Source organism: Microbispora sp. GKU 823 (assembly GCF_002027145.1).
GTDB lineage: Bacteria > Actinomycetota > Actinomycetes > Streptosporangiales > Streptosporangiaceae > Microbispora > Microbispora siamensis.
The window spans coordinates 1-18287 of sequence record NZ_MWJN01000094.1; the positions used below are offsets into that span (position 1 = coordinate 1).

Annotated in this window: 17 protein-coding genes and 1 pseudogene; 6 read left to right on the forward strand and 12 right to left on the reverse strand. The window is 70.6% G+C overall.

All coding sequences use genetic code 11. The features are described from left to right. Positions 1-112 precede the first annotated feature (112 nt). Positions 113-259: a hypothetical protein gene (locus tag B1L11_RS47355; protein WP_179155458.1), complete on the forward strand. Its 147-nt coding sequence runs from the start codon at positions 113-115 to the stop codon at positions 257-259. Here the strand turns inward: B1L11_RS47355 and B1L11_RS34395 are convergent. The 10 genes and pseudogenes from B1L11_RS34395 to B1L11_RS34440 form a co-directional block, all read right to left on the reverse strand. Further along, complete coding sequence (locus B1L11_RS34395) at positions 249-1106, reverse strand: carbohydrate ABC transporter permease (RefSeq protein ID WP_079319501.1); 858 nt, start codon at positions 1104-1106, stop codon at positions 249-251. The genes B1L11_RS47355 and B1L11_RS34395 overlap by 11 nt on opposite strands. After that, entirely contained in the window at positions 1103-2029 is a 927-nt protein-coding gene (locus B1L11_RS34400; RefSeq protein ID WP_079319502.1) for a carbohydrate ABC transporter permease, read from the reverse strand. The genes B1L11_RS34395 and B1L11_RS34400 overlap by 4 nt, the downstream gene beginning before the upstream one ends. 7 nt (positions 2030-2036) lie before the next feature. After that, a complete protein-coding gene (locus tag B1L11_RS34405; protein ID WP_218671492.1) occupies positions 2037-3323 on the reverse strand; it encodes an extracellular solute-binding protein in 1287 nt (428 codons plus the stop codon). A gap of 351 nt (positions 3324-3674) precedes the next feature. Then, a pseudogene (locus B1L11_RS34410) lies at positions 3675-4273 on the reverse strand (ATP/GTP-binding protein). Then, positions 4254-4628 (reverse strand): DUF742 domain-containing protein, encoded by a 375-nt coding sequence (locus B1L11_RS34415; RefSeq protein WP_079319504.1) that lies wholly within the window; start codon positions 4626-4628, stop codon positions 4254-4256. Before B1L11_RS34415 ends, B1L11_RS34410 begins: the two are co-directional and overlap by 20 nt. Beyond that, positions 4625-5074: a roadblock/LC7 domain-containing protein gene (locus B1L11_RS34420; RefSeq protein WP_079319505.1), complete on the reverse strand. Its 450-nt coding sequence runs from the start codon at positions 5072-5074 to the stop codon at positions 4625-4627. The genes B1L11_RS34415 and B1L11_RS34420 overlap by 4 nt, the downstream gene beginning before the upstream one ends. Next, positions 5071-7371 carry a nitrate- and nitrite sensing domain-containing protein gene (locus B1L11_RS34425; protein WP_079319506.1) on the reverse strand — a complete coding sequence of 767 codons (2301 nt, stop codon included), beginning with the start codon at positions 7369-7371 and terminating at the stop codon, positions 5071-5073. Before B1L11_RS34425 ends, B1L11_RS34420 begins: the two co-directional genes overlap by 4 nt. 201 nt (positions 7372-7572) lie before the next feature. Next, a complete protein-coding gene (locus B1L11_RS34430) occupies positions 7573-9138 on the reverse strand; it encodes a prenyltransferase/squalene oxidase repeat-containing protein (protein WP_179155457.1) in 1566 nt (521 codons plus the stop codon). Between the two features lie 2 nt (positions 9139-9140). Further along, a complete protein-coding gene (locus B1L11_RS52660; protein WP_079319507.1) occupies positions 9141-10037 on the reverse strand; it encodes a terpene synthase family protein in 897 nt (298 codons plus the stop codon). Further along, complete coding sequence (locus tag B1L11_RS34440) at positions 10034-11416, reverse strand: cytochrome P450 (protein ID WP_079319508.1); 1383 nt, start codon at positions 11414-11416, stop codon at positions 10034-10036. Before B1L11_RS34440 ends, B1L11_RS52660 begins: the two co-directional genes overlap by 4 nt. 643 nt (positions 11417-12059) lie before the next feature. Here B1L11_RS34440 and B1L11_RS34445 point away from each other — a divergent pair. The 3 genes from B1L11_RS34445 to B1L11_RS34455 all read left to right on the forward strand — a co-directional run bounded on the left by B1L11_RS34445 (position 12060) and on the right by B1L11_RS34455 (position 15550). Next, on the forward strand, positions 12060-13163 hold the full coding sequence (locus B1L11_RS34445) for a cellulose binding domain-containing protein (protein ID WP_079319509.1): 1104 nt from the start codon (positions 12060-12062) through the stop codon (positions 13161-13163). Between the two features lie 181 nt (positions 13164-13344). Further along, a complete protein-coding gene (locus tag B1L11_RS34450; protein ID WP_143737758.1) occupies positions 13345-14550 on the forward strand; it encodes a sialidase family protein in 1206 nt (401 codons plus the stop codon). Continuing rightward, a complete protein-coding gene (locus B1L11_RS34455; RefSeq protein ID WP_079319511.1) occupies positions 14540-15550 on the forward strand; it encodes a hypothetical protein in 1011 nt (336 codons plus the stop codon). Before B1L11_RS34450 ends, B1L11_RS34455 begins: the two co-directional genes overlap by 11 nt. A 236-nt stretch (positions 15551-15786) precedes the next feature. Here B1L11_RS34455 and B1L11_RS34460 read toward each other — a convergent pair whose 3' ends face one another. Next, positions 15787-16701, reverse strand: a complete 915-nt coding sequence (locus tag B1L11_RS34460) for an SDR family oxidoreductase (RefSeq protein ID WP_079319512.1) — start codon at positions 16699-16701, stop codon at positions 15787-15789. Between the two features lie 8 nt (positions 16702-16709). On the opposite strand from B1L11_RS34460, the gene B1L11_RS34465 reads away from it, so the two are divergent. Beyond that, on the forward strand, positions 16710-17033 hold the full coding sequence (locus B1L11_RS34465; protein WP_306291743.1) for an EF-hand domain-containing protein: 324 nt from the start codon (positions 16710-16712) through the stop codon (positions 17031-17033). A 462-nt stretch (positions 17034-17495) separates the two neighbouring features. On the opposite strand, the gene B1L11_RS52665 is transcribed toward B1L11_RS34465, so the two are convergent. After that, positions 17496-17921: a hypothetical protein gene (locus B1L11_RS52665; RefSeq protein ID WP_256863137.1), complete on the reverse strand. Its 426-nt coding sequence runs from the start codon at positions 17919-17921 to the stop codon at positions 17496-17498. Positions 17922-17968: 47 nt separating this feature from the next. On the opposite strand from B1L11_RS52665, the gene B1L11_RS52670 reads away from it, so the two are divergent. Further along, entirely contained in the window at positions 17969-18277 is a 309-nt protein-coding gene (locus tag B1L11_RS52670; protein ID WP_256863138.1) for a helix-turn-helix domain-containing protein, read from the forward strand. The last annotated feature ends 10 nt before the right edge of the window (positions 18278-18287 follow it).

Consider the following 18287-nt stretch of genomic DNA (forward strand, 5'->3'; position numbering starts at 1 on the left):
GCGTCCGCGACGCGGCGCGCGGGCCGGCGGCGCGCGCGGGCACGCTCGCCGGGCGTGAGCTGCCGCGGGCGAGATCGCCGCGTCGCTGGACGCGGCGCCGCGGGTATGGGTGGTGAGCCGTCCCCATCCCGCGCCCGCCGACCTCTCGTCCTCGCGCGACTCGGCCAAGCGGCTGCTGCTGCGCGAGAGCTACCGCCGGGAGCGGGCCGTCCGCGTGCTCGGCTACGCCGTACGGCTGTACACGCGGGTCAGCCCTTGACGGCCCCCGCGGTCAGGCCGCTGACGAGCTGGCGCTCGGCCACGGCGTAGAAGCCGAGGGCGGGCAGCATCGCGACCACGATGTAGGCCATGACCCGGGCGATGTCCGTCGAATACTGCCCCTGGAACTGCTGGACGCCCAGCGGGATGGTGAAGAGGCTGTCGTCGCTGAACACCACGAGCGGCAGCATGAACTGGTTCCAGCTGTTCACGACCGCGAGCACGGAGACCGTGGCGATCGCGGGCCGGGCCATCGGCAGCAGGATCCGCCAGAAGAAGCCGAACGGGGAGCACCCGTCGAGGATCGCCGCCTCCTCGATCTCCCCCGGGATGGCCCGGAAGAAGCCGCGCAGGATGATGATCGTCATCGGCATGCCGAAGGCCGCCTGCGGAAGGATCACACCGAGCGGGTTGTCGAGCAGCCCGAACATCCGCAGCAGCACGAACAGCGGCAGGATCGCCACCGCGAACGGGAACATGAGCCCGGCGGCGAACATCGTGAACAGCGCCTCACGCCCCCGGAAGGCGAAGCGCGCGAACACGAAGGCCGCCAGCGCGGACACCGCGACGACCACGAGCGTGGTCAGCACCGCGATGTACGTGCTGTTCCAGAGCATGTGCCAGAACGATCCCGAGGCGAGGATGCTCGTGTAGTTCTCCGGCACCCAGGGGTCGGGCAGGCCGAGCGGGTTGCTCGAGAGCTGCCGGGTGGTCTTGAACCCGCCGATCACGGCGTACAGCAGCGGGACACCGACGAACAACGCCGTGATCACGACGATCGCGTGCAGGGAGATGCTGCGCAGCGGACCGCCCGACGTCGGGGACTGCCTGTGACGGTTGGCGCTCATCGCTGGTCTCGCAGCACGGTGGAGGCTCCTTCGAGGTCGCGGCGCATGACGTATCGCTGGTAGAAGAGCGCGAACACGAGGCTGATGAAGAACATCACGACGCTGATCGCGCTCGCGTAGCCGACCTGGAAGCGTTTGAAGCCGAACTGGAACATCGTGACGGCCATGGTCTCGGAGGAGTGCGAGGGGCCTCCGCCGGTGATGATCCAGACCAGGTCGAACAGCTGGATCGCACCGATGACCGACAGGAACACGCTGATGCGGATCGTGGGCCCGAGCAGCGGCAGCGTGACGTAGCGGAAGACCTTCCACCCCGTCGCGCCGTCGATCTGGGCGGCCTCGGTGAGCTCCTTCGGGATGCCCTGACGCCCGGCGATGTACAAGATCATGTGGAAGCCGAAGTACTTCCAGGTCATGACGATGAACACCGACATCATGACCGTCGACGGGTCGGCGAACCAGTCGAGGGGGTCGATGCCGAACCAGCCGAGGATGTAGTTGGCCAGGCCGTCCGTGGGCGACAGGATCATCATGAACAGGACCGCGGTGATCGCCTCGGACAGCACGTACGGGGCGAAGAACAGCAGGCGGAAGAACGCCCGGCCGCGGATCTTCTGGTTGAGCAGCATGGCGATGCCCAGCGAGAGGGGAAGCTGGATCGCCACCGACAAGATGATCAGCAGCAGCCCGCGCCACAGGTCGCCCAGGAAGACCTCGTCGGCCAGCACGCGGGTGAAGTTCGCCATGCCGATGAAGTTCGTCGGCAGCCCGCGCATGCCGTTCCACTTGAACACGCTCGCGTAGAAGGCGAGCAGGATCGGCGCCACGACGAGCGCCAGGAAGAGCACGAGCGCGGGAAGCAGGAACAGAAGGATCGTGGTGAACCCCCGGAGCCTGCGGCTCCGGGGTCTCGTCGTCTTCACGCGACAGTTACTCCGACTTCGCGGTTTCCGTGATGGCCTGCGCCACCTGCTCGGGCGTCTTGGTTCCGCCGATCAGCTGAGCCACGGAGTCGTTGACCTCCTGACCGACGGCCGGCGGGTACGCCTGGTCGAGGTAGAGCTGGAACCCGGTGGCCCCGGCGAGGTTCTTGGCGACCACGCTCAGGTTCGGGTCGGTGACCGCGTCCTCCTCGCCCTTCAGGACCGGGAGCAGGCCACCGGTCGCGACGGCCTTGCGGTGCTCGGTGCTGTCGGTGAGGAACTTCAGGAACTCGATGGCCTCCGCCGGGGCGTCGGCCCCGATCGCGAAGCCACCGCCGCCGCCGAAGGCGTCAGTGATCGCGCCCTTGCCGCCGTCGACCGCCGGGAAGGGGAAGAAGCCGAGGTCGTCGCCGAGGCCCTTGCCGGCGTCCTTCTGGACCGCGGGCGCCCACTGGCCCATCAGCTCCATGGCGGCCTTGCCGTCGCCCATCGTCGCGGCCTGGCCGCCCGGGTCGCCGTACGTCGCACCGAGGTAGCCCTTCTGGAACGGCTGGAGATCGGCCAGTTCCTTGAGCTTCTGCCCCGCCTGCACGAAGGCGGGACCCGTGAAGTCCTTGCTCTCACCGGCCTGCTTCAGCGCGTCGAGGCCGCCGATTCGCATGGCGAGGTAGGCCCAGTAGTAGTGGCCCGGCCACTTGTCCTTGCCGCCGAGCGCGATCGGGGTGACCCCGGCGGCCTTCAACTTCTTGACGTCGTCGATGAGCTGCGACCAGGTCCCCGGAGGCTCGGCGATCCCGGCCTTCTTGAACAGCGCCTTGTTGTACCAGAAGCCCACCATGCCGATGTCGTCGGGAATGGCGTACTGCTTGTCCTCCACCTTGTACGCCGACAGCGCGGCGTCCGTGAACGTGCCGAGCCAGGATCCGGCGTCGGTGGTGAGGTCCTTGACCAGGCCCGCCTCCACCTGCTGGGCGAGCACGCCACCGCCCCACGTCTGGAAGATGTCCGGCGCCTTGCCAGACTGGGTGAGCGTCGTCAGCTTCGCCTTGAACGCCTCGTTCTCGTAGGGAACGCTCTTGATGGTGATATTCGGGTGCGCGGCCTGGAAATCCTTGATCGCCTGAGCGCCGTAGCTCTTCAGGGGTTCGGTGGTCCAGATGTTCCAGAACTCGACGGTCACCTTGCCGCCGGCTGAGCTCTTGCTCTCGCCGGCGTCGTTCCCGGTACTACCACATCCCCCGAGGACCAGTGCCGACGCCGCCATGAGCGCCGCACCTCGCCGACTCAACTTCACGGTGGTTTCCCTTCTGGATTCCGACCGAAACTTTCGGCAGTCGCCCGATAGTTTCTGCGATGGGGCCGAGGTTACAGGGGGGTTAGGTTCATATCAACGGCTGTTGTGCACCTGTTACGCACGGTCGACGGCGAAGGAAAGCACGACCGAACCACGACGCCCAAAAGGGATGAATAGGCAGCAATCAGGCGGCATTAAGGGGCAGCCGAAACCCGAACGGGCGCGGACCGCGCGGGAACCGCGGGTACGGAAACGCCGCTTCGCCGCGAAACGTAAATCGTGGGCGACGCAAGAAAGCCGCGCACGCGAAGAAACCCGGACACCAGACCGGGTGAGGAGCCGGCGAAAGCGTCAGCGGGCGGCGGCGGTCGGGCGCTTGCCGTACGCGTGCTTGACGAGCTCGATCAGGACTTCCTTGCCCGATTCCCGCTTGCGCGCGTCGCACAGCATGATCGGCACGTCCTGGCTGAGGTTGAGCGCGAGCTTGACCTCGTCCAGGTCGAAGACCGGGGCGCCCTCGAAGCAGTTGACCGCGACGACGAAGGGCGTGCCGCGCCGCTCGAAGTAGTCGACGGAGGGGAAGCAGTCGGCGAGCCTGCGGGTGTCGGCCAGCACGACCGCGCCGAGCGCCCCCCGGGCGAGCTCGTCCCAGACGAACCAGAACCGCTCCTGGCCGGGGGTGCCGAAGAGATAGAGGACGAAGTCCTGCCCGATGCTGATCCGGCCGAAGTCCATGGCAACCGTGGTGGTCGCCTTCGCCTCGACCCCGGACAGGTCGTCCACGCCGACGCTGCGGTCGGTCAGCGTCTCCTCCGTGCGCAGCGGCCGGATCTCCGACACCGCCCGACCATCGTGGTCTTGCCCACCCCGAAGCCTCCGGCGATCAGCAACTTGATCGCCGTGGGCATCTTCGGCGGGTTGTTCGCGGAATCAGAGCGCCCGAAGGCCATCGAGCACCGCCTTGTACATCCGCTCGTCGAGCATGTCCATCTCCGGTTGGGGCTGCTGCACGGCCACGAAACCCCGGTCGAACAGGTCGCCGAGGAGGACCCGGACGATCCCGGCCGGCAGGTCCAGATGGGCCGCGATCTCCGCGACCGACAGCGGTCTGCGGCACAGCCGCACGATCGCCTGATGCTCGGGGTCCAGCCCGATCTCGGCTCCCGTGGTGGGCCGGATCGTCACCGCGAGCGAGATGAGGTCGAAGCGGTCCTGCGCCTCCGTACGGCCGCGTGCGATCACGTACGGCCGGATGGTCGGCGCGTCGAGTAAGCGCTCCTCGTCCGGGCTCCACTCGGGGTTCACCGGCGGACCTCGCTCCCGGCGGCCCGGTCCAGCGCGGCCCGGTCGATCGTGGTCCGGGCGGGCGAGGTCAGGTACTGCCCGACGCGCACGACGAGCATGGCCATCTCGTACGCCACCAGGCCGACGTCGGCGTCTCCCGTGCAGAGCACGGCCAGGCAGGCGCCCTGGCCCGCCACGGTCACGAGCAGGTAGGCCGACTTCATCTCCACGATGGTCTGCCGTACGGCTCCGCCCTGGAACCGCTCGCCCACGCCGCGCGCCAGGCTCTGCAGGCCGGAGGCGACGGCGGACAGGTGCTCGGCGTCCTCCACGTGGAGTCCCTGCGATCCCGCCAGCAGCAGGCCGTCCGTGGACAGCACGATGCCGTGCTCGACCTCGCGGACCCGCGCGACGAGGTCGTCGAGCAGCCACGCGAGGTCCGCGGAGGCCCCGGTCTTCTGCGTCACAGGTTGTCCTCCTCTTCACCCAGCATCTTCGCGGCCTCGGATCTGCCGCGCCTCGTCCCCGACTGGAACGAGCCCATGATCTTGCGGATGTCCTCCGGCGAGCGATCCTCTTCCTCCTCCGCCTCGCCCGCTTTCCTCGGCTCCTCGGCGAGCGCGGGCGCGAGGTTGGCCTGCGGCACCCGGAAGGGCAGTCCCGACGGGGTGAACCCAGCCGAGGGCGCGGGCCCGTCCGGATCGGCGCCGCCGGAGAGTGGGGCGCTCTGCACGGGCCTGGGCGGCTCGGGAGCCCTCGGCACGGGAACCACCTCCTGAACTGGTCCGGGAACCGCCTCGGGCGCGCCGACCAGCGCGATCTTCCGGGAGCCGGGTTCCCGCCGCGGGAGACCGGGAGAGGTCTCCTCCTCGGGCAGGTCCTCCCCGCCCTCGATGACGAGGTCGCGCGGCAGCAGCACGACCGCGGTCGTGCCGCCGTACGGCGACGCCTTGAGCGACACCTTGATCCCGTGCCGCTCGGCCAGGCGGCTGACGACGTACAGGCCGAGCCGGGCGGTGCTCGACAGGTTGAACTCGGGCGGGTCGGCGATCCGCTGGTTGGTCGCGTCCAGATCCTCGGCGCTCATTCCGAGGCCGCGGTCCTCGACCTCGATCGCGTACCCGCTGGCCACCACCTGGCCGCCCACCTGCACCATCGTGTACGGCGGGGAGAACGACACCGCGTTCTCGATCAGCTCGGCGAGCAGGTGGATGACGTCGCCCACCGCGCGTCCGATGAGCGCGGTCTCCCCCATCGGCATCACGGTGACGCGGGTGTAGTCCTCGACCTCGGCCAGCGCGCCGCGTACGACGTCGACCATCGGCACCGAGCGCCGCCAGGCGCGGGCGGGGGACGCCCCGGACAGGACGATGAGGTTCTCCGCGTTGCGCCGCATGCGGGTGGCGAGGTGGTCGATGCGGAACAGGTCCTTCAGCTCCGCCGGGTCCGACTCGCGCCGCTCCATCACGTCGAGCAGCGTGAGCTGGCGGTGCACCAGCGACTGCGTACGCCGGGCGAGGCTGAGCAGGATGTCGCGGATGCTCTGCCGGAGCTGGGCCTCCTCGACGGCGGTGCGGATGGCGGTCTCCTGCACGGTGTTGAACGCCGCGCCCACCTGGCCGATGACGTCGGGCCCGAAGTCGAGCGGCGGCGCCTCCGCCTTGACGTCGACCTTCTCGCCCTGGGCGAGGCGGGCGACCACGCCGGGCAGCCGCTCGTTGGCCAGTTCGAGCGCGGCCTCGCGCAGCTTCTCCAGCTGACGCACCAGCGCACGGGCCGTGGTGACCGACAGGATGATCGACGCGATGACCGCCACCAGGCCGAGCACACCGGCCAGCAGGAGGCGCGCGATGACCGCGACGGCGACCGGAGTGGTCCGTTCGACCAGTCGGTCACCGGCGTCGAGGATCGTCTTCTGCAGTTGCGCCAGGGCCGGTTGCGTCGCTGCTCTCCACTGGTCCTCGCCGATCGGCGGCAGACCCCCGGGCCGCGTGCTCTCCATGACGGCCTCTTCGAGCGCCCGCAGGCGGGTGAAGGCCTGGGTTCGCTCCAGGCGATCGAAGGCGGCACGGTCGCCGTCGGGCAGCACCTGCACGGCCTCGCTGTGGTGGAAGCGCTGCGCGCCGACGATCTGGGTGAAGCGGGCGCGTTCCTGCACCGTCAGCCGTCCCTCCGACAGGGCGCCGGCGAGCAGTGCGTCCTCCTGCGAGAGCAGTTCCCGCGCCTGGCTCAGCTCGATGAGCGCCCGCGTGTCCTCGGCGACGCCCTCGTCGTCCAGCGTGGCCAGGGCGTCGTAGGTGTCGTAGACGGAGTCGATGACGGTGGTGTAGCCGTCGAACGCCTTGACGCGGTCCGCCTGCCCGCCGTCGACGAGACCGCGGTTCTTGCGCAGGCCGTCCAGCTGACGGATCATCTCGTCGATGCGCCGCCGGAGCACGTCGTCCGCGGCGAACTGGACGTCGCCGGCTTTGGACAGACGGCGGAAATCGGCGGCCGCGGCGTCGGTGCGCGCCCGCTGGGCGGTCAGGGCGGCACGGTCGGCGGACGACTGCTGGGCCAGGACCACAGCGGTGAGCCGCCTCTCCTGCTGCAACTCCACCAGGAGCGTTTCGCTGGGCTGCGCCACTCCCTTGTCGTAGACCGCGACCCAGACGAGGTTCAGACCCTCCCGTAGCGTCACCCACGCGGCGAACGCCCACAGCGCGGCAAGTGACACCAGCAACGCCGTCACCTTGGTCCGCACCCTGGAATTACGGAAGCGCATGAGACCACCTTGCGAAATCGGCGAACGCGAGGTTTCGCGACGATTAACACTCGCACGACGTCATGGGTCGCAAGCGCTGCTCACCCCACACCCGCGCTATAACTCGGACACCTTAGCAAAGGCCCCGAAAACCCCTCAAGTCGGGAAAATAGCGGCAAAAATGTCCACTTTTCCGAATTCGACGGATTTCCCGTGGGGAGATCATACTTGACTGACGGGCCTCACACCAAGTGACCGGGACTGTGCGAGGTGAATCGCGGCGAGGACGGCCGCACGGACGACCGCCTGCGGTCGGTAGAGGTCCTTGTCGTGCCACAGCGGCGGCCCTTCGGCGACATCGGCGGCCTCCAGCAGGTAGGAGTACCCACGCGCCGCCGCATCCCGAACGCGCTCACCGCTCCCCGCGAACAGCAGAAGTTGCAGGGCATAGGCCGTCTCCTCCGCCGTACCGGACCAGCGGCCCCATGACCCGTTATCGCGCTGGGTGTCCAGCACCCATTCGATCGCGGCGCGCACCGCCTGCGCCGCACCGGGGCCGCCGAACTCGTGCAGCGCGAGGGAGCAGGACACGGTCGCGTAGTACGGCGAGGCATGCCAGCGGTCGTCCCAGCTTCCGTTCTCCCGCTGCCGCTCGAGCAGCCAGCCCGTCAGCTTGCCGATCGCGGGGGCATACCGTGCCGCTTCGGCCGGCCATACCGCGGCGTACTTGCCGAAGGCGTCGAGCACGTGGGCGTTCACGCTGACGGAGGAGCCCTCCTCCCCCTGCCAGGTGCAGAAATGCGTCGGCGTCTCGAAGGCCCACAGGCTGTCCGGCCTGTGTTGCACGCCGAGCAGGGCCAGCGCGTACAACGCGACGGACGTAGTGTCGGCGTCGGGCGGCAGACCCGCTCCCGCGGGGGTGCCCGCGGGTCCGATGGCCGCCCTCAGGTCCGCCAGCATCTCGGGCGGGACCTCGAACGGAATCCCGGCGCGGGCCAGCCAGCTCAGCACCCACCCGCGTTCGAACACGGTGATCGGCAGGCCCACCGGCACCGGACCGCCGTGCCTGCGCACGATGGCCTCCAGGTGCCAGCGGACGGGATGCCCGGGCTCGCTCGGTCCCCTGTCTCCCAGCCACGCCGCGCTCGCCGCCGGCGAGGCGCCGACCGTACCGATCGCGGTCACGCGGACCACGGCCGCCCCGTTGGCCGCGTCGCCGGCGATCTCCAGCGCGTGGAGGAGTTTCTGCGGGATCTCCGCCTCCGACGCCAGCCAGGCGCGCACCGCCTCCAGCGGGGCGACGCTCATCCCCACGGGCAGCGCCAGGGGGGCGCTCATCCCGTTCTCCGCGAGGTGCTCGTTGATGAGCATGACCAGGGACGGGACGATCAGTTCGATGGCCGGCATGTCGGGCAACGTCAGCGCGGCGCCGCTGAGGCAGCGCGACAGGAGTCGCAGCCCACGCGCCGCCGCGTCCCGCAACGTCTCCACGCCGACGCCGGTGTCGTCGCCCCGGCCCAGCACCGAAAGGAGTGCCTCGGTCGCGCTGAGGCTGGGTACCAGCCCATAGCCCTCCGGGGCTCCCCAGCCGCCGTCGCTCCGCTGGGTGTCGATCAGCCACCGCACCCGCTCGCCATGCCCGGTGAGCCAGGGAGCCAGCGTCACCAGACGGCCGGTCTCGTAGACCGACGGGGACACCTGCCCCCAGGGCATCGACATCAGTCCGAGCACCAGGTCCTGAGCCGCACGGCTGACGTCGGCCGCCACCTGCGGGGCAAAGTCGTTCACGCTCACAGTTCGCCCCAGTAGTCCGCGAGCCCGTAGAAGCCCGTGCTGTAACCGATCTGTCGTTCGAGGTAGGCCGACTCGTCCGGGCGGATCGACCGCAGCGGCCCGAGCACGGCACGGCATTCGCCGGTGAGGGCCGCGACACGCGCGAGCACCTCGTCCCGGGACACGCCGAGCATAAGGGCGTTCAGATCCCCCCAGCCGACGTCGCGTTCGTACGTCGCGAGGTCGTTGAGCAGGCGCAGCACGCGCTGGACGATGCCGCTCGCCCGAAGCAGTTCGTCCAGGTGGGGGATGAGGAGCGGATCGCCGGAGTGGATCCAGTGCCCGACGTTCACCAGGGTCGAGCCGAAGTTGTCGGCGTTGCCGAGATACTCCTCGAACGTCGGCAGCGCGGTCTCGCCGCCCTGCTTCCACTTCCACTCACGTGCCATGGCGCCGAGCATGCGTTCGAGTTCGGCGCGCCAGGCCGCGTGGAGGCTCGGGAAGAGCGGGGACGCGGCGAGATCGTCGCGAATGGCGGCGAGAAACCGGGTGAGCGGCGTATGTGGGACGGGCTCCCGGCCGTACGCCACCGCGAGGCAGCCCCGCAGGATCTCGTCGATCTCTTCCTGTGAGGTGGCCTCATGATCGATCAGCCAGTCGACCGCGAAGATCCACAAGGACGTGCGGTTGGCGATCCTGAGCTGCTCCGCCGTCGCCCACGGAGAGCCGAACGCGTTAGCGAGGGACACCGTGGCGAACAGCGTCGCGTCGAACGGATTGGCGGCGAACAGCTCGGGGAAGGCCCCCGCGCATTCCTGCAGGTCTCGCTGGCAGCGCGCCGCGAGGGCGCTGGTCCTGCCACTTGCGGCCGCCGCCGCCAGGTGCGCGGCTTCGCGGCTTCGTGCCAAGGTCATGCCGCGGCGCCCCCACTGACGGGGACCAGGCGCACCTCGACGAGCTCCTTTGGACGCAGCGACGCGGCCGGGAACGGCGTGAGCGGACGGGGAGCGCGCACCTGCGGGCGGAAGCGGGCAAGGAGACCCGCCACCATCAGCGGCGCCTCCGCGTAGAAGAGGTGCTGACCGATGCAGACGTGCGGGCCCCCGCCGAACGGGAAGTAGGCGTACCGGTGCCGGCGTTCCTGGCCGCCGCCCTCGGCGAACCGCTCCGGGTCGAACTCCTCGGGACGGTCCCAGAACTCCTCGAGACGATGGGTGGCGAAAGGGCTGATCAACAGCGTGGAACCGGCCTCGATCGGCACATCACCGAGCCGGCTCGGTTTCGCCGCGATCCGGGGCAGGATCCAGCCCGGCGGGTACAGCCGCAGCAGTTCGTTGAACACCGCCTTCATGTACGTGAGCCGGGGCAGGCACTCCGCGTCCACCGGCCCGCGTCCGACCACGGTCTCCACTTCCTCGTACAGCCGGGCGGCGACCTCGGGATGGTCGTGGAGGATCGGCCACAGCCAGGTCAGCGCCACCGCCGTCGTCTCCACCGACGCGCCGTAGATGCTGACGAGATCGTCCCTGATCTGCCGTTCCGCTGCCGCGTCCTCCTCGTCGCGGCGGGCGCGGGCGAGCGCCGAGATGATGTCGTTGCCGTCACCCGGCTCCCTGATCGCCTGCCTGACCAGCGGCATCACGACCTCGTCGATCGTCTTCACCGCTCGCATGAAGGCCCGGTCTCCCGGCAGCGGGATCCAGTCCGGCGCGAACGGCAGCAGCAGCCGGGAGGCGAACGAGGTCGCGGCGATCGCGTAGGCGGGACCGAGCCGTTCGGCGTCCGCGACTGAGATCTTGCTGCCGAACAGGACGCGGATCACGGTCTTGCTCACGAGGCGGCTCATCTCCTCGTAGATGTCGATCCACCGCCCCGCCCGCGCGTACGGCTCCCACGCCGTGATGCCCTCGTCGATCGTCTCGGCCATGTCCCGGGTCAGGCTCGCGACGTACCTGGCGGTGAAGAGAGGCTGCATGATCCGTCGGGCGGACTCCCAGTCAGCGCCGTCGCTGATGATGCTTCTGCCGGCCAGCCGTTCCACCGGCTTCCATAACATGCCCTCGCGCGGATGGTTCTCCCAGTCACGGCGCAGGACGTGCTGGACGTGGTCCGGGTGGCTCACCAGATAGGGACGGAACGGCCCGAGGCCCAATCGAACGACCTGACCGTGAGCCTGCCTCGCGAAGCCCCCGAGCGCGTTCACCGGATCGCGCAGCAGAGGACGAAGGGTGCGGCGTAACGGCAGGGCGGGTGGCCTCACGACCCGATGGATGTTGATCGCCTCGGAGGTCACGGCCGTCTCCCTCTCGCGGTATGCGTGTGGCCGGACGCCCCTCGCCTGGGCCTCGTCCAGCGATCACACCGAACATCACTGGCGGAGTATCACATGATCCGGTCGAAATGATCAAGATTCCGGCTTAGTGATACTTTTGTAGTCATTAGTCACCAGTTGAGACGTCAGTGGCGTTTGGGTTCCTGCCGCGGGCCGGGTTGTCGCACCGTGAGGAGCGAAAACAAAAGGGCCGGGCCTCGCGGCCCGGCCCTCCTCAGGATGTGTCGTCAGGCGTGGCTGGTCACCAGCAGCGCGATGCCCACGAGGATGACGATGGGAATCAGCCACACCACGACCTCGCCGAGGAACTCCTTGTACATGGGGACCGAATCCTCTCGGTGACGTGCGAAAAGTAGACCGACGTGCAGCATATTCGGTCGTGCTGCCAGGGGGAACCCGGCATCGCCGCAGGCGATGAACGAGGGGGAGGATGCGCCCGGAGTGCCAACTGAGGCCGGCGGGGGACGCGACCGCCGACCGGGCGAGTCATCGGATGAAACGTACATGGGTCCCCGCTGGTCAGGGCTTTTGCCACGTCTCGTCCCTGGGCCGGGCGGCGGGCCGCTCTCTACCATCGCGCCGGACAGCACGAGGGAGAGACGCGATGTCGAAGAGAAGCGCGGTGGTGGCGGCCCTGCTCGTGGTGCTCGGGCTGCTCGTCGCCCGGCCCGCCGAGGCGGCAACGGTGCGGATCATGCCCCTTGGCGACTCGATCACCGGATCGCCCGGCTGCTGGCGGGCCCTGCTGTGGAACAAGCTGCAGAACGGCGGCTTCACCGACATCGACATGGTGGGGACGCTGCCCGCCCAGGGGTGCGGGGTGCCGTACGACGGCGACAACGAGGGCCACGGCGGCTTCCTCGTCACGAACGTCGCCGACCAGAACCAGCTCCCGGGCTGGCTCTCGGCGACCCGTCCCGACATCGTGATGATGCACTTCGGCACCAACGACGTATGGAGCAACAAGCCCACCGACACGATCCTCGCGGCCTACGGCAAGCTCGTGGACCAGATGCGGGCGAGCAACCCGAACATGAAGATCCTGGTCGCCCAGATCATCCCGATGAACCCGAGCACCTGCCCCGAGTGCGCCCAGCGGGCCGTCGCCCTGAACAGCGCGATCCCGGGCTGGGCCGCCGCGAAGACCACGGCGGCCTCCCCGATCGTGGTCGTCGACCAGTGGACCGGCTTCAGCACGAGCACGGACACCTACGACGGCGTGCACCCCAACGACAGCGGCAACCAGAAGATGGCGGACAAGTGGTACCCCGCCCTGTCGGCCCTGCTCGGCGGCGCGCAGCCGTCCCCCAGCCCGAGCCCGAGTCGCAGCCCCAGCCCGTCGCCCTCGCCGACCCGGTCGCCTTCTCCGTCGCCGTCCCCCTCGCCCTCGCCCTCGTCCGGGCCCTCGGGCTGCGGCGCGACCTACAAGATCACCAATCAGTGGGGCGGCGGCTTCCAGGGTGAGGTCACGGTCAAGAACACGGGCACCGCTCCCGTCAGCGCCTGGACCGTGACCTGGACCTTCGCCAACGGGCAGCAGGTGACCCAGGTGTGGGGCGGCAAGGCCACCCAGAGCGGGGCGAGCGTGACCGTGAAGAACGAGAGCTGGAACGGCTCCCTCGGCGCCGGCGCGAGCACCACCTTCGGCTTCATCGCCTCCTGGAACGCGTCCAATTCCGCCCCCACGCCCGCCTGCGCGGCCGCCTGACCTCGATCGGGCCGGGCCTCTAACGGCGCGGTCGGCCCGCCCGGCAGGCGCGCGTCCCCCGGTGTCCCCCGGTGCCCCCTATGCGGGCCCGGGGGACGCGCGCTTACGGCCGGATGCACGTCTTTCGAACTGTTCGTGACAGCCGCCGTCTCGCGGTCGGCGACCGTGTTCCCTGGTACGGGTGATCCCCTCTGACCGGTCATGGCCGGATATCGACGTGGTCGGCGCGGCCGTCCGCGACCCCGTCACCGTGTACGGCGGCACCGGCTCTGTGCGCGAACTCGCCCACGAGGGCAACCGGGTCCCCGACGTCGCCGCCCTCGACGCCCGCCGTCTCGTGGTCGCCTGGCGGGCCGGGGCGGCCGACCCGGTGGACCCCACGCCCACCGACCAGGGCGCGATCACGTACGCCCGGTCCGGGGACGGCGGGCGCACCTGGACCACCGGCACTCTCGCGGCGGACACCTCCACCCATCGCTACCACTACGCCGTGTTCCTGAAGGACGGCGACGCGCTGCTGGCGCTGCTCGGCCGGATCACGATCGCGGCCGACCGCGACGCCGCGGGGAACGTCGACGGCTTCCCGGTGACGATGGTCGCCAGGAGGAGCACCGACGGCGGCCGCACCTGGGCCGATCACCCCCTCTCCGTCGCCGTGCCGCCCAACTCCCGTGGGGTCGTCGTGGCCGGCAAACCTCTCAGGCATGAGGGCGTCTGGCTGGTGCCGTACTGGCAGGCGGCGGGCGGCACCACCAGGGCGGGCGTGCTGCGCTCGGCCGACCTGGTCACCTGGACGCCGGGCGCCCTGGCGGACAACCCGCCCGGCCTGTCCGTCGAGGAGCCGCAGGTCGTCGTGGCCCAGGACGACCCGCGCACGCTGCTCATGATCGCGCGCACCCTGCACGGCGGCACCGCGGCGGACAAGGACGCCCACTACCGCACCCACGCCGCGTACGCCGCGACTGCGACCAGCACCGACGGCGGGCTGACCTGGTCCGCCTTCGCCGTGGACCCCGAACTGCCGAACTACTACGTCAAGACGTTCTTCGCGAAGGACTCCCTCGGTCGCTATCTGACCGTCTACAACACCCTGGCCGGGCCGTTCACCGGCCCGCGTCCGCGAAGCCCGACCAGTATCGCGAGGTCCTCTACTACAAGGTCAGACGGCCGGGCACACCGTGGGGTCCGGGACGGCTCTTCGCCGACGGCAGGCGGCTCACCCGGGGCGCGGCCCGCGGCTGGGACGTCTACGCCTCGGCCGACGAGTACGAGCCGGGCCGGTTCTTCGTCGTCTGGGAGCACAACCAGATCGAGATCAAGCTCGCCCGCCTCGATCTGGCCGACGTCTTCACCGGGGTCGCTCCCGGCTGGGGCGGATGGACCATGAGCGGCGGCGCCGAAGTCATCGGACCTTTCGGCGAAGGCGGCCCGGGCCGGCGGCCTCCTCCCCCGATGACGCCCGCGCGCTGCGCCTGGCCGCCGGGCGGATCAGCCGCCCGTACGGACCGCGCGAGGGCTTCGTCCTGACCTTCCACGGCAGGGTGACCCGCTTCCCGAGCTCCGGCGACGGCCTGGCGATCGAGGTGAGCACGGGCACGCGCCTCCTCAGGGTGGCCGTACGGCCCGACGGCCCGCACGCCCTGACGGCGGCGGGATGGGTGGCCGTTCCTGGGGTGGGTGAACGGTGGCGGATGATCGTCGACGCGGCGGGCACCGCGGCCGCGCAGGCCGTCCCCCCGGCAGGCCCTGCCGGAGCGCGGTGGACGCTCCCGGCGACGGACGGCCCGCCGGGCGTGTCGGTCGGCGGTGACGGGGAGGCCGTGCTGGATCTGGTCGAGGTCACCGACCACGTGGCGGGCGGCTCCTGGACGGGATGGGCACTCGACCGGGGAGCGACTCTCATGAACGGCGGCCTGCGCCTGCGCAGCACCACGAGCGGGGTCGTCTCGGCCGTGCTGCCCCTCGATGTGACCAGGGCGTGCGACTTCACGGTGGAGTTCCGCGGCCGGGTGATCGACGACAGCGCCCTGGACCCGCGGACCGGACGAGGGGTCAGCCTCGGGACGAAGGTCGCCAACGGCGCCCGGCGGCTCATGCTGACGGTGCAGCGGGGCGGCGTGTGGACGATGACGAAGGGATCCGGCACCTGGGAGAGGATCCTCACGCTCCCCGAGGCCGGCCGACCCGCCACCTGGAAGGTGACCGTGGACAGCGCGGGAGTGGCCCGCCTGCACCGCGACGGCGCGGACACGGGCGCGACCTGGGTGGTGCCGGACAGCAGGGAGACGCCGCAGGTAGCGCACTGGGTGGCGGGCGCGGCGGGCGGCAACGCGGCCGAGGCCCACATCGACTGGACCCTGGTCACGGCCACCCTCGGCACCGCCTGATCGGCGCCAGCCGCCGCGCTGGGGCACCGGCGAGCATCCGATTTCCGGACGTCACCGCGCCGGCCGGAAGCTCCGGTCCGCGCGAAGTCCGCTCCGCTCCACCCGCGGAAATTCCTCGCAAGCTCGGAATTCCGCGGGCCCGGTCTGGTCCTCGCTCCCGCCCGCTCCGCTCCTTACGGTCCGGTCCGGCGTCTCCAGCGGGCGAAAGCGGGAACCGGAGGCCGGGACCGGCTCTGTCATCGGTAGCCGGTGACGTCGGCGGGGCGGCCGGCGTCCTGGACCTCCACGAGATATCGCCAGCAGTCGGGGCGGCTGCCGTCCACGTCGGTGAAGCCGTACACCTGGGCCAGCTGGCCGCTGGACAGCGACTGCCCGTTCCAGCGGCTCACCTCCGGGTCGGCGGCCAGGGCCGCCACCGCGCGCCCGACGAAGGCCGGGGTCTCGGAGATGGCGAAGTGCGGCACCTTGTCCAGCGCGTCGCGCCAGTTGGCCTCCGTCACGCCGAAGTGCTCCAGCATGATCTCCGATCGCAGCCAGCCCGGCGTGAGCGACACCGCGGTCGCGCCGTGCGGCGCCAGCTCCTTGGCCTGGGCGAACGCCATGCGGTTCACGGACGTCTTCGCGAGGTCGTAGAAGAACGAGACGCGGTAGTTGGCGGCGTTGTACTCCGCCGTGCCGTCGGTGACCTCGACCACCAGACCACCCGGCCTGCGGATCAGCAGCGGCAGCGCGTAGTGGCTGGTGATGATGTGCGTGTCGATCGCCAGCCGCAGGATGCGCAGGCCGTCGTCGAGCGAGTGCTCCCAGAGCGAATCGGTCCAGCTGAACAGCAGCTCGCCGCCCCAGATGTCGTTGACCAGCACGTCGAGCGCGCCCTGCTCGGCGTCGATCCGCTCCACGAGGGCCCGCACCTGCGCGCGGTCGAGGTGGTCCACCGGCACGGCGATCCCCCGCCCGCCGGCGGCCGTGACCAGCTCGGCCGTCTCCTCGATCGTCTCCGGCCGGTTCATCTCCGAGCGCCGCTCGCGGGTGCTGCGGCCGGTCACGTAGACCGTCGCCCCCGCCGCACCCAGCTCGACCGCGATGCCGCGTCCCGCGCCCCGGGTCGCCCCGGCGACCAGTGCGACCTTCCCCTCCAGGCTGCTCGTCATGAGACGGCATGCTGGCACACGCCACCGACAAAAAACGGAACCCGCGGGTTGGCCGCGATCTCTGGGGGCAGCGCGTGCTTTCAGCTAGGGTGCTGATCGCGATCCCGGAGGAGGACGGCATGAGCGAATATGCGGCGACTTTTCAACTTATCGACACCGACGGGGACGGGCGGATCTCGGCCGAGGAGCTCGTACGCCTGATGGAGGTGCTCGGCCGGCCGCTCACGCTGCAGGGAGCGCAGGGCGCGATCGACAGGGTCGACGCCGACCGCGACGGCCTGATCGACCTGGAGGAGTTCGGCGCCTGGCTGAGCAGCGCCGAGCAGCGTTGAGCGGGCGCTGAGCGGCACTGACCGAGGCGAGCGGGGCGAGCGGGACGTTGAGCGAGCGCTGAAAGGCGACGACGAGTTCTGGGGCGCGGTGCCGGCGGGCGTCGCGAGGCTGCTGCGTCCCCGCATGGGCGACGTCGCGGACCGCATGATCGCGGAGATCCAGCGGCGGGTGCCCGAATACGCCCGCCCGGCGGACGAGGTCTACATCAAGGTCCTTCGGCTGTCGGTCAACCAGGCGCTGCGGGGGTTCCTGGAACGCATCGAGAACCCGCGGGCGCCGTGGGACCCCGAGGTCTTCCGGACGATCGGCAGGGGCGAGGCCGCCGAGGGGCGCGACCTCGAGCCCTTCCAGACCGCGATGCGGCTGGGCGCGCGAGTGGCGTGGCGACGGCTCACCGAGCAGTCCGAGCAGCTCGGCCTCGACCCGCGGACGCTGTACGACCTGGGCGAGGCCATCTTCGTCTACCTCGACCAGCTCGCCGCCGCGGCGGCGGAGGGCTTCGCCGAGGCCCGGGCGCACGCGGCCGGCGAGATGGAGCGCCGCCGCCGGCGGCTGCTCGACCTGCTGCTCACCCGTCCCGCGGCCTCGCCGGAGGCCGTCGCCGACCTGGCCAGAGCGGCCGGCTGGCGGCTGCCCCGCACTGTCGCCGGGGTGGCCCTGGAGGAACGCGACGGCGGTTCTCCCCTCCCGGTGCTGCCGCCGGACGTGCTGACCGGGCTCGACCGCAACGTCCCGTGTCTCGTGGTGCCCGACCCCGGCGGCCCCGGGCGGGTGCAGGCGCTGGAGAGCGCCCTGCGCGGCTGGCGGGCCGCGATCGGCCCTGCCGTGCCGCTCGCCGCCGCCGCGAACTCGCTCGGCTGGGCCAGGGAGGCCCTCGACCTCGGCACCCGCGGCGTCCTGCCCCGGCGGGGGGCTGCTGCGCTGCGCCAACCACATGGCCACGCTGGTCGTCTTCAAGGACGAGGACCTGGTGGCCGCCCTGGCGGAGGTGCGCCTCGCGCCCCTCGCCCACCTGCGCCGGAGCCAGCAGGACCGCCTGGCCGAGACCCTGCTCGCCTGGCTGCGGCACGGCCGGGGCGTCGCCGAGGTCGCCGCGGCGCTCCACGTCCACCCGCAGACCGTGCGTTATCGCCTGCGCCAGATCGAGCAGCTGTACGGCGACGCGCTCGCCGACCCCGACGTCCGGTTCGAGCTGGAGATCGTCCTGCGCGCCCGCCAGGCCCGTCAGGACCCGCCCGGTTAGGCCGGGTCCG